The organism is Sorangium sp. So ce406, assembly GCF_051474675.1.
Taxonomy (GTDB): domain Bacteria; phylum Myxococcota_A; class Polyangia; order Polyangiales; family Polyangiaceae; genus Sorangium; species Sorangium cellulosum_G.
This window is the reverse complement of record NZ_CP150340.1, coordinates 5,504,413-5,518,338: the sequence shown is the minus strand read 5'-3', so window position 1 is coordinate 5,518,338 and position 13,926 is coordinate 5,504,413. Positions and strand designations below refer to the sequence as shown.

The following is a 13,926-nucleotide window of genomic DNA, read 5'->3' as shown; positions in this document are numbered from 1 at the left end:
CCGTCAGCCGGGAGAGCTCTTCCCTCGGCCCGCTCCCGCCCGCGCAGGACGTCGCCGCGCCCAGGGCGGAATGCGCCGAGGCCGGTCGGCCGTCCGCGCGGGCTCAGAGCTCCCCGTAGGCGTCGGTCTCGTCGGTCTCGTACGGATCCACGCCGCCGTCCTCCGACGCCGAGCGTCTGTACGATCTCAGGACCCACACCTCGGCAGCGAACCGGCCTGCGCCGCGCCGGGCGCTGATCTCGACGGTGGCGTCGTCGTCCTCGAGCGGGCAGAAGGGCCGATCCGGCTGGACGATCGGCCAGGCGTCCTCGGTGCCGTCGCTCGCGATCATGGCCCCGCGGCTGCTCCGCACGGCGACATCCAGGTTGAGGATCCCCGGCCCGCCAACGGCGAACACCCGGTAACACGCGCCCCGGAGGGCCTGCAGCGGCTCCGAGACGATCGCGCCGCCCTCGGCCACGTGCCCCTCGATCGCCTTGGTCGAGAGCCGCCGCATGCCGTTCTCGGGGCCGCAGAGCAGCGACAGGCGGGTCACGTCCTTCACCGGTTCGCCGCTGATCTTGAAGTTTCCATAGCAGCGGACCCAGGGGCCGCCGACGCGCACCGGGAGCACCGGCAGGTCCGGATCTCCGGGGGCTCCGGCGTCACCCTGGCCTGCGTCGGCGTCCGACGGGCCGTCGGACCCGGCCGTGACCACGGGGCGCGGCGGCGCCGCCGAGAGCACGATCGGCGGCCCGGGCTGGCCTTCCCAGGGGCGCGGCTCCTCGCGGCACCCCGGCGCGGCGAGCCCGAGGAGCAGGGCGGCGCCGAGGCGCGCGGCCCGAGGGTGCGACGGGGAGAGGCTGGCGCGCCGGGACGACACCGCGGTCGGCTCTGCGCTAGAGTCCCGCGCGATGGAAGCGTTTTCTGAGCGCAGCGAGCGGCAGCCGGGTAATCCGTGCCAGGCGCGCGGAGCGCGCGAGGCGCCGCGCGGAGGAGCGCGGTTCGGGCGCAGCGGGCGGGCCCCTCGCGCGTGAGCACGACGCCCCGATCGCCCGCGCGCGCGGGCGCCAGCCCGGCCCAGAAGCGCGCCCCGCGCCGCCGCAACCCGCCCGTTGAGCAGCACGGCGCGCCCCCGGCGGCGGCGGCGGACCCGAGCGAACGCGATCGTGAGATCGCGGCCGCCCTCGCCGCGTGGTTCGACCGCGTCGCGCGCGACCTGCCGTGGCGGCGGACGCGCGACCCCTACGCGATCTGGCTGAGCGAGGTGATGCTCCAGCAGACGCGCGTCGAGACGGTCATCCCGTACTACGAGCGGTTCCTCGCCCGCTACCCGACCGTCTTCGCGCTCGCCTCTGCCGAGATCGACGATGTGCTCTCGCTGTGGAGCGGCCTCGGCTACTACCGCCGCGCGCGCGTGCTCCACCTCGCGGCGCGCGAGGTCACCCTGCGCCACGACGGCGCGCTCCCCCGCGACGTCGCCGCGCTCCGCGAGCTGCCCGGCGTCGGCGCGTACACCGCGGGCGCGATCGCGAGCATCGCGTACGAACAGCCGGTGCCGCTCGTCGACGGCAACGTCGCCCGGGTGCTCTCCCGCATCGAGTGCATCGACGACGACATCCGCAGCGCCTCGGGCACGCGCAAGCTCTGGTCGGCCGCGGAGCGCCTCGTGCGGGGCGCGGCGGGCAGCGTCCATCCCGGACGCTTCAACCAGGCGCTGATGGAGCTCGGCGCGACCGTCTGCGCGCCCCGCAATCCTCGCTGCGACGCCTGCCCCGTCGACGGCGCATGCGCCGCGCGCGCCCTCGGGAGGCAGGCAGAGCTGCCGGTGATCGCCCCGAAGCGCGACGTCCCCGCGGTCGCGATGGTCGCCGCGGTGGTGCGGTCGGGCGACCGCGTGCTCTTCGTCCGGCGCGCCGAGGGAGGGCTCTTCGGCGGCCTCTGGGAGCCGCCCATGGTCGAGGCGCGCGCCCTCGCGGACGCCCGCGCGCTCCTCGAGCAGGTCGGCGTCGGGCCTGACGCGCCGCTCCGCGAGGTCGGCCGCGTGCGCCACATCCTCACGCACCGCCGCCTCGACGTGACGGTGGCGCGCGCCGAGGTGGCGGCCCCCTGGCGCTGCCGGGCAAAGCTTGCCTCCCCCTACGAGAAGGCGGCGTGGCTCGATCCGGACGTGCTGGATATCGGCGTTTCCAAGCTCGCGCGAAAGGTCCTGTCCGCGGCGTCGGCGCAGGACGGCGGTTCCGCGCGCCGATCGCGGTAGGACCGCGCCCTCGCACGCCGGATCGCGCGCGATCCGGCCTGCGGAGAGGCCGGAGACGGCCCTCGGGGTCGCTGTCTCGTGGCGCTCCGGGCTCTCCGCGCTCCGCTGCGGGCGTGGAGCTGCGCCGCCTGCGACCGAGCCGCCGCGACGCAGCGGCGCGGGTCAGGGCGAAAGCCATATGTCGCCGTGGAACGCTCCCGACACCGGCGCCGCGGTGCGGGCGCAGTGGCACGGAAGGCGCTTGGTGGGATGGCGGGCAGGCCCTCTAGCCTCGTGGCCCCGGCGGTGGCCGGAGCTCGATTGAAGCCTGGGAGCTCAGCAACATGGATGCGCGACGACGGACCACAGAGATGCTGCCCACGCCGAGCGCGGCTGTGCGATCCATGACCGTGATGGCGGACGACGGCGCGCTGTACGTGCTTCCGCTGTGCGAGCGGATCGTGCTCGACGTGCTGGCCTACGAGGACGAAGGCCTGCTGGCCTTCATCCGCATCGACGGCGAGGTGGTGGCGGAGCTGCCCGTGCTCGGTCAGGCGTGACCGAACGGCACGCCAGCGCGCGACGTGCGCGGCGGAGCGCCCCACCTCCTCGACGCGCGGCAGCGGCCTCGAGCGCGCCGCGCCGCCGCTCAGCCCACGTGCCGCCGCATCCGCTGGGTCACGGGCAGCTCGTCCTCTCCCTCGTCCTCCGGCTCCACGGACTCGACATCCTCGTCCTCCAGGAGATAGGGCAGGTCGCCGTCGTCGTCGTCATGCGACATGGCCACGTCGCTCATGTCCTGGCCCTTCGTGGCCCCTTCGAGGAACTCCGCCCCGAGATCGCTCGCCAGATCGGCGGCGGCATCGGCGGCGTCGGGGTTCACCTCGAACTCGGTGCTCCCGGCGTCGTTCGGGTGGTGGTGGTAGCCGCGCACCTCGTCGTCGAGCGTCGGGATGACATCGCTGAGCTCGCTGCGCGGGTTCACCTTGCCGCGCAGCGGGGGCGCCGTCTCGGCGTCCATCATGTCGGCGAACGGCTCGTCCAGCTCGCTCGTGCCGAGCCCTCTCGGGGCGCCCCGGCGCGTCTCGGCCTGCTTGCGCGGCCTTCCCGGGTCGCTGCGATCTTCTCGTTCACGGCGCTGCGTCGGGCTCGTGCGCGGCGCGCGTAGGGTTGACGAATGCGGGGCGGTGCTCTGCCTGCCTCGGGTGCTTGAATTGCTCACGGTGGTCTCCGCATGCAGGGTCCGGTCCGCAGGTGAAGCGGGCGGATACGCCAGGGGGGCGAGGACCGTGCCGAAGGGGGCGCACACCGCCCGCGCCCGCGGCTGCGAGGCTCGGCGACAGCGAGACCGCCGTCGGTAGCGGGTCGCCCACGCGTCATCGAGGCGGCGTCGAGCGCGGCGCGCCGTACGCGCCGGGCGGGCGGGACGCAATTGAGCGTGCCAGCGGGCGCCGCCTCGGGGTAGAAGGCGCGTGGCGATGCTGGAACTCCGGACCGGGCTCTCGCTCGTGGCCGTTCTGCTGGGGGCGTCCTGGGGGCGCACCGCCGCCGCCCAGCCCGCTGCCGGCCGAGAAGCCGGGGCGGTCGAGGAGGCGCAGGCCGGCGAGGAGCGCGGGGGCTCCGATCTCGAGGCGTACCGCGAGCTCGCGCGGCCCCCGGGGACGGCGGCGCGCGTCGTGTCGACGGTCGCGATGGGGCGGGGGCTCCGGTTCAACAACCCCTACCGCCTGCAGACGCAGCTCGGCGAGACGGCGGAGTCGCTCTCGCTCACCGCCGGGTACCTCGATCTCGGCGCCGCGTTCGCGCTGGGGCCCGCCGACGGCGTTCAGCACGGCGCCGCGCTGCGCCTCTCGATCGCGGTGGGCGGCGTCCCGCAGGAGTCGCTCACGCCGAGCTACTTCGTCGCCTACCGCGGCGTCCCGCGCGTGCTCGGCTACGGGCGGCTCGGGGCGGCGATCCTGATCGAGCCCGACGTGAACGTCGGCGGCGAGCTCGCCGTCGGGCTCGGGTACTTCCTGCTCGCGGGCGTCGCGCTCTCGGGCGAGATCGTCGGGGATCTCTTCTACGGCGCCGCGACCTACGACGCGGCCTACACCGTTTACCCCGTCGTCTCGGCGCAGCTCGGGCTCCTGATCGACCACGAGCTCTTGCCATGAGCCTGCCGGGACGCGCGCGGCGCCGCGGGCGCCTCCGGGCGAGGGAAGTCGCAGGCGTCGCGGCGCTGCTGCTCCTCGGCGGCGTCGCGCCGGTCGTCGGCGACATCGGGAGCTGCGGGCAGGCGCCGGAGGAGCTCGATCCGTACAAGTTCTTCGCGCTCAAGGCGCAGATCGATTGCGCCCAGTGCGAAGCGTGCGGCCTGCGCACCCGCGCCTGCGCCGCCGCGTGCGGCTTCGAGGTCGCGCCGGAGTTTCCGCCCGGCTGCTACCCGCTGGTGCACGACGGCGAGGTGTGCCTGCACAAGCTGAAGCTGGCGAGCTGCGACGAGTACCGCGCGTACGCGGCGGACGAGCGCCCCTCGACCCCGACAGAGTGCAATTTCTGCCCATTGTCGGGGGAGGCGCCGTGAGCGCGCGCTGCGCGGCCATGCCCCGCCGGCGCCTCGCGGCCGCCGCGCGCGTGCTCTCGCGCGCGGCGCTCGTCGCGGCGCTGTCCGGGTGCGCCTCGCGGCCAGCGATCCTCGCGAACCACGACGACTACGCCGCGTACCGCGCGACCCGCGTGTCGCGGACCCTCGAGGGGCGGCTCGCCGCGGCGTCGAGCTACCTGGAGCGCTACCCGGACGGCGCCTTCGCCGGCGAGGTGCGCGCGTACCTCGCGCGGGCCGAGCCGATCTACTACGCCGCGAAGCGCGGGACCGCCGCGGGGCTCACGGCATACCTCGCGACGCTGCCGAGGGGCGCCTTCCGCGACGAGGCGACGCACCGGCTGCGCGCGCTCGTCCGCGACCGCAGCGCGGGTGATTCGCTCTCGCGCGCCGCCCGCGAGGCGGAGGCGCAGCTCTCGAGGCAGCGGGCGGCGCGCGCGCGCGTGCGCGAGGAGCTCGCCGCGTGGCTGAGCCGCTTCCTGCGCAAGGATGCCTGGGGACGGCCCCTCGCGGAGGCGCCCGCCGAGGTGGTCGTTCCGTTCGGCTTGACGCTGCCGGCGCCCCAATGCGCGCCTGCCGACGAGCGCGCGGGCCCGGGCGCGGTCGTCTGCGCGAAGCGGATCGAGCTCCCGTTCGTCGTGAGCTCCGGCGGCGAGAGCGCGCCGCGGCGGGCGGAGCTCGAGGTCGCCGTGCTGGAGGACGCGGCGGGCCGCCCGATCGAGGTCGCGCTCCGCGGGCCCGACCTCTTCACGCGCCTCGAGGAGGCGCGCTCGGCGCGCGAGGTCACCCCTGACGATCCCGAGGGGCGCATCGGCGGGATCGCGCTCGCGGTGGAGCTCTCGCGCGGCGCCTTCGCGGCGCGCGTCTCGGCCGACGCGTCGTGCAGGCGCGAGGCGGAGGCGCCCGTCGTGCTCCACCTGGAGTGCGACGGGGTCCGCCTCGTGGCGCGCGCCGCGGTCGACACGGGCGAGGACGACAGCGTGACGATCGCCGTCGCCCCGCCGGCGCGCTAGCACCGCTTGTTCTTCTTCTTCCCCTTGAGCTTCGCCGTGTTCTTCGGGCAGACGTCCTTGATCGCCGCGGAGCGCTCCTTGTAGAGCGCCTTCATCTCCTCGAAGACGGACGCCTGCTCTCGCTTGAGATCCTTCGTCTCCCCCGGATCCGCGACGACGTCGAAGAGGTCGAAGGCGTCGTCGTCGCCGTAGGCGATGAGCTTGTACTGCCCGTGGATCAGCGCGCGGCGCCGGTCGTTGTCGCTCGTGCGCGGCAGGTCGACGATGACGTCGCGCGGCTCGGGCTTCGCGCCGTGGAGCTCGGGCACGAGGCTCTTCCCCGGGAAGGACGGCTCGGACGGGGCGCCGGTCAGCTCCAGGATCGTCGGCGCGAGGTCGATCGAGCTGCGCGGCTCGTCGATCCGGCGCGGGGTGATCCCGGGCGCCTGGATCATCAGCGGCACGTGGGTGAGCACGTCCCACACCTCGAAGCCGTGGCGGAACATCTTGTGCTCGCCGAACGCCTCGCCGTGATCCGCGGTCACGATGATCGCCGTGTCCTTCCCCCACGGCTGCTGCGCGACGAACTCGAGCAGCTTGCCGACGTGCATGTCGGTGAACTTGACCTCGCCGTCGTACTTGTCGCGGGCTCGCTTGCCGAACGGCTCGATCCCCGCGTGCGTCATGTACACGTCGTGCGGATCGAGGAAGTGGAAATACGCGAAGAAGGTGCCCGAGGTGTTCGCCTTGTCGGAGAGCATCTTCATCGCGAGCTCGAGGTGCCCCGGGCTCGTGACGTTCCGATCGGTCGTGTTGTCGGCCGAGAGCCCCGGCACGATCTCGTACACGTCGAAGCCCTGCCGGAAGCCCGCCTTCTGGTCGAAGTAGAAATGCGCGTGCGCGCTCATCGTCCGCACCCCGGCCTTCTGCAGGAGCTCCGGGAACATGAGGACGCTGTCGGGGTAGTTGCCGAAGAAGTAGCCGCTGCGGTCGACCTCGCTCGGGTAGCGGCCGGCGAGGAAGCCGCCGACGCTCATCGACGTGTACGACGAGATCGCGTAGTGGCGCGTGTAGCTGACCGCCTTCTTCTCGAACGCCGTCAGCGTGGGCGCGATGTCGCGCTCGTAGCCGTTCCACGGCATGTCCGCGCGCAGGCTGTCGATCGAGACGACGAGCACGTTCATCTTCCCGCGCTGCGCCGCCGGCGCCCCCGCGCCGCCCGCCTCCGCGCCGGCGCCGCCGCTCGCGGCGGCCGGCGCGGCGCTGCCCCCGGCGGCGGCCTGCGGCCCCGTCGCGGCGGGCTCCTGCCGCGCCGTGGGCTCCGGTGTACGCGCGGGCGGCGGCTGGCCGTCGCCCTCGCGGGAGCAGCCCGGACCGGCGCCCGCGAGCGCGAGCGCGAGCGTCGCCGCGAGGCGCCGGAGGGCCGGGCGTGATGGCCTCGAGGCGGAGGAGGACGCCAGCGGTCCTCCAGGCTCCCAGGCGCTCGTACGTGAAGCGACCGTGTGCATGTGGCCGTCTTACTCCGACTCGCGCCGCTCCGCCAAAGCCGCACACCGCGGGCGAGTTCCGGTATGCTCTCGGGTCATGGCCCCGGCCCCTCGGAAACCTCCCCCGCTGCCGCCTCAGGGCCGCTCGCAAACCGCGGCGAGAACGGGGGAGCGCGCGGCGACCGAGCAGCCGAGGTCGCTCCCGCCCAACGCGCCGCGGCGCGTCGGCGAGCACGTCAGCCAGGCGCTCAAGGATCACATCACCGAGATGGCGCTCGGCCTGCTCGAGGAGCAGATGCAGGCCCGCATCGTCCACTACCGCGCCGACCTCGAGACCAACCCCGAGCTCGACGCGGTCACCGCGCAGGTCGTCGCCCAGCTCAAGGTGATCCAGGCCTCCGCGGGCGCGGGCGGGGCGAAGAACCACGACGCCATCCGCGAGGCGCACGAGAAGACCCTCTGCACCCTGCTCGAGCGGGTCATCCCCGAGGACCGCATCTCGCTGCTCGTCGAGCGGCGGCTCAAGAAGATCCACAAGAACCTCGCCCGCCTGTTCTTCCAGTCCGAGCTCCACGAGAAGACGCGCGGCCGCGACGGCGCGCCCAAGGTGATCCACCACGGCGAGCAGGCGCTCTTCTATGTCCTGACCCGCTACAAGAACCGGATCGAGGCCGAGCTCGACGGCTTCGAGTTCGCGTCCGAGGAGGCGCGGGAGCAGTCGTTCGAGCTGCTCGCGAAGCTCACGAAGGACATGCAGGACGCCTTCCTGTCGCGGCGATCGAGCGAGCTCAGGCGCATCGTCTCGGTGGTGCACGTCGTGCTCGTCGACTTCTTCAGCGTGCGGCTCGCCCAGAACCTCGCCGAGGTCGCCGCGCGGGTCGTGCGGGACGCCCGCACGTTCGAGGGCAGGGCGTACGCGTACAAGGTGACGAGCGACGCGTTCCCTCGCTTCCGCGCCGCGTTCGAGCGGCACCTCATGGTGATGCTCGTCGGCTTCGCCGAGGACGAGCTGGTCGCGCAGCTCGCGGACACGGCGGGCGCCGAGCGCGACGAGACGATCCTCTTCATCACCGATCCGCACCTCTTCAGCATGATCTGCGGCGAGGTCTGCGAGGGCCTGTACGAGTTCCTCTGCAACGAGGGCTTCCTCGACCTGCCGCCAGACTGGCGCCGCGCCTCGACCGCGCCCTCTGACGGCTGATCGACGGCTGACTGACGGCTGACTGACGGCTGACCGCCCGCCGCCCACCGTTCACCGAACGCTGATCCAGGAGATCCAGGGACATCATGAGACGCCACGACGTCGCGCGAGCGGGCTCCGGCCTGCTCCTCGCTCTCACGCTGCTCGCCGGCTGCGCGCGCGGCCCTGATATCGACGCCTCGGGGCTCGCGCTGCGGCGCGTGGTCATCTACAGGAACGGGGTCGCGTACTTCGAGCGCCGGGGGCTCATCGACGCCGATCAGGTGACCTTCCGGGTGCGCAAGGAGAAGGTCGGCGACTTCCTCGCGACGCTCGCGGTCATCGAGGCCGGCGGCAGCAGCGTCCGGAGCGCGTCGTTCCCGGTCGAGGTCGACGACGGTTCCGACGACGACGCGCCCGCGCAGCCCGGCCCGGAGGTGACGACCGCGCCGCGGCCGCCGGGGGACAAGGGCGCGAAGGCGCGGGACGAGGACGAGCTCGAGAAGGTGAAGCTCACGCTCGACGGGCGGGAGCACGATCTCGTGGTCGGCTACGTGGCGGAGACGCCGGTGTGGCGGCCCTCGTACCGGCTCGTGATGGGCGCGGCCGGGTCTCCGGGCGCCGACCCGCGCGCCGCGTCGAAGCAGGCGCACCTCCAGGCGTGGGGCATCGTGCAGAACCTCTCGGGCGAGGACTGGAAGGGGGTGAAGCTGTCGCTCGTGGCGGGCGCGCCGCTCGCGTTCCAGGCGACGCTCGATCAGGCGGCGATCCCGCCGCGCCCCATCGTCAGCGACCAGGGCGAGGTGATCGCGTCCGTGCCGACGAGCGAGACGACCTTGGCTGCCGAGGCCGCGCCGCCGCCGCCGCCGCCGCCGCCCGCGCCGATGCCGGCGGACGCGCCGTCGGCCGAGGCGGGCGCGGCCGACGAGTACTACATGCGCGAGGCCGAGGAGGCCCAGGCCGACGGCAGGCTCGGGGTCGCGACCCGGGCCGACGCTGCCAAGCCGAAGCGGCGCGCCATGTCGGCTCCGGGCGGCGCCGCGCCGGCGGCGGCGCCGCAGTGGAAGGGGGACGCTCCGGTCCAGCAGTCGAAGGCCATGGAACCCAGGCCGATGAACCCCTCGCCGCCGCGCAACGTGAGCGCCCTCGCCGCGGTCGCGATGGAGGCGGGCACGACGCGCTACGACATCCCGTTCCCTGTCGACATCCCCGACCGGAGCGCGACGATGGTCCTGCTCCTGGCGAAGCAGGTGCCCGGCGAGTCGATCTTCCTGTTCGCGCCCGACGGCGGCGTGCCCGCGTCGAGCTCGCACCCGTTCCGGGTGGCGCGCTTCACCAACGACACGAAGGGGCTCCTGGAGCGCGGCCCCATCGCGGTCTTCGAGAACGGCGCGTTCCTCGGACAGGGCATGGTGGAGCCGCTGCCGCCCGGCGCCACGACGACGGTGCCGTTCGCGCTGGAGCGGGGCCTCGCGGTCGACACGACGCGCGAGGAGAGCGCGGAGGGCGCGCGCCTCGCGAAGATCGAGGGCGGCGCGATCGAGATCGAGCGCGACTGGGTCACGCACACCAAGTACGCGGTCCGCAACGGCGGTGACGCCGCGGCGAGGACGCTGGTGAAGCACCCCCGCCTGCACGGCACGCGCCTGCACGCGCCGCCGAAGGACACGGAGGACAACGTCGGCACCGGCAGCGCGCTCGTGCCGATCGACGTGCCGCGGCGGGGGACGGCGGTGCTCGACGTGGACGAGCGGCGGATCTTCCGGCAGCAGATCGACTGGCTCAGCCAGCTCGCCGACGACGCGGTGCAGGCCTACCTGAAGGACCCGCGCGCCGACGCGGCCGTGGCGAAGCAGCTCGGCCAGGCCTGGGAGATCCGGGGGAAGCTGCGCCCCGCGATCGACGAGCGCGACAGGCTGATCGCGGAGCAGCAGCGCCTCGAGCAGCAGAGCCACGAGCTCCGCCAGAACCTCCGGGCCATCGAGAAGAACCGGACCGCCGACGAGCTCCGCCGCGACCTCACGGATCGGCTCGCGAAGTCCTCGGCGCGCCTCGACGAGATCACGAAGCGCGTCATCGTGCTCGAGATGCAGATCAACGAGCAGCAGATCCGCTTCCGCGATCTCACGAACGAGATCAAGCTCCTCGCCCCGCTCTCGCCGGTGCGCGCGGCGCCCGCAGCGCTCCGCTTCGGGCTCTGAGCCCGGCGGGGATGGCGCCATCCCCGCCGGGGGCGCGACGCCGCTCGGCGGGCGTCGCCGCTCGCCGCTACCTCGCCGGTTTGGCCGCGCTGGGCGGCTGCCGCACGGTGCCCGCGTGCGTCCAGCTCCGCTCCATGCCGGTGGCGAGCCACGCCACCTCGACGCGCTCGCTCCCGAAGACGGCCGCGACGCGATCGCCCCACTGCGCCGGGGCGGGCAGCTCCACGCTCTTCTGCTCCTTGATGCTGCCGAGCTCCTCCGCGCCGACGAGGAACGTGGCGATGCCCTCGCTCGCGAACGCCGACACCGCGGTGCTCGGGACGAAGGGCGCGACCACCGCGCGCACCGAGGAGAGATCGGTCGCGCGCTCCGCGACCGCCCGCACCTCGTCGAGCGTCGACAGCACGAGCGCCACGCCGCCGGCCGCCTTGCCCTCGGCCGGCGCGGCCTGCGCCTTCTCTTCCGCGACCGGCGGCGCCGCCTCGACGGGGGCAGGGGCCTTGCGCCCGCGCGCCCCGACCGCCGCGCGCCCGTTCCCCTTCGGCACGCCGGCGAGCACGTCGAGCGTCAGCGGCCCCTTCCAGGGCACCGCCGGCGGCGCCGGCGGCGGCTTCTTCGTGCTCACCTGCTCGCCCTTCTTGTCGCGGAGGATCAGCACGTCGTCGGTCGGCAGCGCGCGCGGCACGGTCACCCGCACCGGCCGCTTGAACGACCGCGGATCGCCGACCGCGCCCGTGGCCACCGCGTAGGCGAGCGTCTCGGCAGAGGCCACGACGAACGACGGCGCCCCGGCGATGCGCGGCTCCGGATCGGCGGTGCGCAGCGACAGGCCGCCGGGCGGCGGCGGGTAGATCTCCGACGTCACGACGCGCCGGTCCGGCTCGACGATGCGCGCGCCGGTCGCGACGAGGTCGACCAGCGCGCCCGACTGCGCGAGCACCTCGAGCACCTGCCGCGACGGCGGCGCGACGAGCAGGTCGAGCCGCGAGGGGACGCGCTTCGACTTGAGCAGCAGCGCCGCCGCGAGCATGTCGCGCAACGTCACGCCGGAGTCGCCGCCGAGGACGACCTGCGCCACCGGCTTGCCGGCGAGATCGCGGACCGGCCGCACGACGCCGTCCTCGTCCATGAGCAGCGGATCGACCGTGCCGAGATCGATCGAGACGACCTCCTCGCACGGCGCGCCCGGGTCCGGCACGAGCGCGCGGTGCGCCTTCGACCTGCGCTGATCGCGGAGGAAGACCTCGGTCTTCTCGTCGCTCACGAACAGCGCCGCCGCCGCGCCCACCTGCGGCGCGATGCCGCAGAGGACCGCGCGGTCGCCGACCGAGAGCAGCCGCGCGCTCGGCCCGGCGAACTCGAGGATCACCGGCGCGTGGTGCTCGCCCTCGATGCGCCGCACCACCTCGTCGAGGTTCCTGCGGAGCAGCTCGAGCGCGACGTCCCGCGCGCACACGAACGGCCGCACCCTCCCCGAGAGGTGGATCTGCACGCTCCGGGGCGGCCTGAGCCAGGCCGAGCCCGTGGCGAGCGCCTGGCCGAGCTGGCTCGGCGAGACGACGAGCGACAGCATGCCGATGCCGCCGACCGTCGCGAGCCGCGGATCGTCGGTGAGGGCGAGCCGCGCGGGCGCGGCGAAGCGCTCGAGGTGCACCGGCGCGGGGAAGCCGATGCCCGGCCGCGCGATCGGGATGTTGTAGGTCGGGAACTCGGGCGACACCGAGTGCGGGCTCCCCTCGTCGACGTCGGCGAGCGAGCTCGCGTCGGCCACGCAGGTGCCGTCGTAGGCGACGGCGACCTCGACCGGCGTCTTCTTCATGCCCGTGGCGATGGCCTCGGCCAGCGCGCGGGAGGGCGCCCTGGAGAGGATTACCTGGTCGACCTTGACCTGGACGAGATCACCGCGAAGCTGAGGATCCGTCGCCCGCCCGGCGAGGATCTTCTGGGGCATCGTGCGGGGGGGATCCCCGGCTCGCGCACGCATAGATGTTGGGCCGTCCTTATTTCTTGCTGAGCTGGAGGGTACGGCGCACGCCGTTCCCGACCACGTTTGACGTCGTCCCGTCGGCGAGACGCGCCGGCGGGATTCGCCCCGGGCGTCGCCGTGAGCGAAAGAACGGCCGCACGTTAGCCGCTCGCCGGGACAAGGGTCAAGGCGTGCTTTGGAGCGGGCCCCTTGGGGCGGGAATCGCCCGGCTGGGACCAGGATGCAAGAGGCAAAGCGCCCTCGCCGTTCGACCCCGTTCAGCGGGTCCCGCTCTTCCAACGTTGCCCTTGTTCCCCTGCCGCGCCGCTGGCGGGCGGGCGGCGCGGGCGGCGCGTGACCCGCGCCGACATCCCGGACGGGGCGCGGGACGCAGGGGCAGGTTCGTTTGTTTTCCCGATCGTGCCGCGCTTGGGTAGTCTCGGCGCATGTTCCAGGCCGTGCTGAAGGAAGTCGTAGAGAACACCGAGGGCGGCATCGCGACCCTTCTCATGGATTTCGAGGGGATCGCGGTCGACAGCTACTCCAAGCCCGGGGCCGCGTTCGACATCACCACCATCGGCGCGGAGTTCAGCGTCGTGTTGAAGTCGATCCAGCGCGCCGCCGAGATGCTCGACGCGGGCAACGCCGCCGAGATCGCGATCCAGGCCGAGAAGGTCACGACCCTGATCCGCGTCGTGAACAGCTCGTACTTCGTGGCCTTCTCGATGACGCCCGACGCGAACATCGGAAAGGCCCGTTACCTGCTGCGCACCAAGGTGCCCGTGCTGCTGAAGGAGCTCTCCTGAGCGGCTTCAGGATCTCGGTCATCTCCGGGCCGAACCTCGATCGACTGGGCAAGCGCGAGCCAGCGATCTACGGCACGGCCACGCTGGATGACATCCACCGCGCCGTCGAGGAGGCCGCGAAGGCCCACGGCGCCTCCGTGTCGTGCATGCAGTCGAACTGCGAGGGAGAGCTCGTGACCGCGATCAGCCACGCCGGCGATCGCGGCTTCCACGGCATGCTCCTCAACGCCGGCGCCTACACGCACACGTCGATCGCGCTGTACGACGCGATCCGCGCGAGCGCGCTCCCGACGGTCGAGGTGCACATCTCCAACCCGGACGCCCGCGAGCCGTTCCGCCGCCGCTCACGCATCGCGCCGGCCTGCATGGCGCGCGTGGCGGGCTTCGGTCCGAGCTCGTACGTGCTCGGGTTGCTCGGGTTGCTCGGGCACCTGGAGAAGGCGCGACCGGACGAAAGAGGTTGAACATGAGCCGTCACTCTGGTTGAAAGGC

General features: G+C 73.5%; 13 protein-coding genes. 9 read left to right on the top strand and 4 right to left on the bottom strand.

What is annotated here, in order from left to right; translation table 11 throughout:
* Window positions 1–103: 103 nt before the first annotated feature.
* Complete coding sequence (locus tag WME96_RS20300) at window positions 104–862, bottom strand: hypothetical protein (RefSeq protein WP_437291745.1); 759 nt, start codon at window positions 860–862, stop codon at window positions 104–106.
* Between the two features lie 150 nt (window positions 863–1,012).
* Here WME96_RS20300 and mutY point away from each other — a divergent pair, with 150 nt between their 5' ends.
* On the top strand, window positions 1,013–2,239 hold the full coding sequence (gene mutY / locus WME96_RS20295) for an A/G-specific adenine glycosylase (protein WP_437291744.1): 1,227 nt from the start codon (window positions 1,013–1,015) through the stop codon (window positions 2,237–2,239).
* A gap of 323 nt (window positions 2,240–2,562) precedes the next feature.
* The gene (locus WME96_RS20290) at window positions 2,563–2,778 is read left to right on the top strand and encodes a hypothetical protein (protein ID WP_437291743.1); all 216 of its coding nucleotides are present in this window, start codon (window positions 2,563–2,565) and stop codon (window positions 2,776–2,778) included.
* An 89-nt stretch (window positions 2,779–2,867) separates the two neighbouring features.
* On the opposite strand, the gene WME96_RS20285 is transcribed toward WME96_RS20290, so the two are convergent.
* The gene (locus WME96_RS20285; protein ID WP_437291742.1) at window positions 2,868–3,242 is read right to left on the bottom strand and encodes a hypothetical protein; all 375 of its coding nucleotides are present in this window, start codon (window positions 3,240–3,242) and stop codon (window positions 2,868–2,870) included.
* A 454-nt stretch (window positions 3,243–3,696) separates the two neighbouring features.
* Here WME96_RS20285 and WME96_RS20280 point away from each other — a divergent pair, with 454 nt between their 5' ends.
* Genes WME96_RS20280 through WME96_RS20270 form a run of 3 tightly spaced genes read left to right on the top strand, consistent with a single transcriptional unit; the run spans window position 3,697 to window position 5,815 of the window.
* The gene (locus WME96_RS20280) at window positions 3,697–4,374 is read left to right on the top strand and encodes a hypothetical protein (protein ID WP_437291741.1); all 678 of its coding nucleotides are present in this window, start codon (window positions 3,697–3,699) and stop codon (window positions 4,372–4,374) included.
* A complete protein-coding gene (locus WME96_RS20275; RefSeq protein ID WP_061613632.1) occupies window positions 4,371–4,784 on the top strand; it encodes a hypothetical protein in 414 nt (137 codons plus the stop codon). The genes WME96_RS20280 and WME96_RS20275 overlap by 4 nt, the downstream gene beginning before the upstream one ends.
* A complete protein-coding gene (locus WME96_RS20270) occupies window positions 4,781–5,815 on the top strand; it encodes a hypothetical protein (protein WP_437291740.1) in 1,035 nt (344 codons plus the stop codon). Before WME96_RS20275 ends, WME96_RS20270 begins: the two co-directional genes overlap by 4 nt.
* Here the strand turns inward: WME96_RS20270 and WME96_RS20265 are convergent.
* A complete protein-coding gene (locus WME96_RS20265; RefSeq protein WP_437291739.1) occupies window positions 5,812–7,302 on the bottom strand; it encodes a sulfatase in 1,491 nt (496 codons plus the stop codon). The two genes, WME96_RS20270 and WME96_RS20265, sit on opposite strands and share 4 nt — an antisense overlap.
* Before the next feature lie 76 nt (window positions 7,303–7,378).
* Between WME96_RS20265 and WME96_RS20260 the strand changes: the two genes are divergently transcribed.
* Window positions 7,379–8,482, top strand: a complete 1,104-nt coding sequence (locus WME96_RS20260; RefSeq protein WP_437291738.1) for a hypothetical protein — start codon at window positions 7,379–7,381, stop codon at window positions 8,480–8,482.
* A gap of 86 nt (window positions 8,483–8,568) precedes the next feature.
* Window positions 8,569–10,662: a hypothetical protein gene (locus tag WME96_RS20255; RefSeq protein WP_437291737.1), complete on the top strand. Its 2,094-nt coding sequence runs from the start codon at window positions 8,569–8,571 to the stop codon at window positions 10,660–10,662.
* A 67-nt stretch (window positions 10,663–10,729) separates the two neighbouring features.
* Here WME96_RS20255 and WME96_RS20250 read toward each other — a convergent pair whose 3' ends face one another.
* The gene (locus tag WME96_RS20250) at window positions 10,730–12,613 is read right to left on the bottom strand and encodes an aconitase family protein (RefSeq protein WP_437291736.1); all 1,884 of its coding nucleotides are present in this window, start codon (window positions 12,611–12,613) and stop codon (window positions 10,730–10,732) included.
* A 461-nt stretch (window positions 12,614–13,074) separates the two neighbouring features.
* Here WME96_RS20250 and WME96_RS20245 point away from each other — a divergent pair, with 461 nt between their 5' ends.
* Both WME96_RS20245 and WME96_RS20240 read left to right on the top strand, forming a co-directional pair.
* Complete coding sequence (locus WME96_RS20245) at window positions 13,075–13,434, top strand: roadblock/LC7 domain-containing protein (RefSeq protein WP_061617885.1); 360 nt, start codon at window positions 13,075–13,077, stop codon at window positions 13,432–13,434.
* Entirely contained in the window at window positions 13,431–13,898 is a 468-nt protein-coding gene (locus WME96_RS20240) for a type II 3-dehydroquinate dehydratase (protein WP_437292334.1), read from the top strand. The genes WME96_RS20245 and WME96_RS20240 overlap by 4 nt, the downstream gene beginning before the upstream one ends.
* Window positions 13,899–13,926 lie beyond the last annotated feature (28 nt).

Coding starts and splice junctions, on each gene's coding strand:
- WME96_RS20290 (WP_437291743.1), top strand. CDS start 2,563: ATGGATGCGCGACGACGGACCACAGAGATGCTGCCCACGCCGAGCGCG.
- WME96_RS20285 (WP_437291742.1), bottom strand. CDS start 3,242: ATGATGGACGCCGAGACGGCGCCCCCGCTGCGCGGCAAGGTGAACCCG.
- WME96_RS20280 (WP_437291741.1), top strand. CDS start 3,697: ATGCTGGAACTCCGGACCGGGCTCTCGCTCGTGGCCGTTCTGCTGGGG.
- WME96_RS20275 (WP_061613632.1), top strand. CDS start 4,371: ATGAGCCTGCCGGGACGCGCGCGGCGCCGCGGGCGCCTCCGGGCGAGG.
- WME96_RS20265 (WP_437291739.1), bottom strand. CDS start 7,302: ATGCACACGGTCGCTTCACGTACGAGCGCCTGGGAGCCTGGAGGACCG.
- WME96_RS20260 (WP_437291738.1), top strand. CDS start 7,379: ATGGCCCCGGCCCCTCGGAAACCTCCCCCGCTGCCGCCTCAGGGCCGC.
- WME96_RS20255 (WP_437291737.1), top strand. CDS start 8,569: ATGAGACGCCACGACGTCGCGCGAGCGGGCTCCGGCCTGCTCCTCGCT.
- WME96_RS20250 (WP_437291736.1), bottom strand. CDS start 12,613: ATGCCCCAGAAGATCCTCGCCGGGCGGGCGACGGATCCTCAGCTTCGC.
- WME96_RS20245 (WP_061617885.1), top strand. CDS start 13,075: ATGTTCCAGGCCGTGCTGAAGGAAGTCGTAGAGAACACCGAGGGCGGC.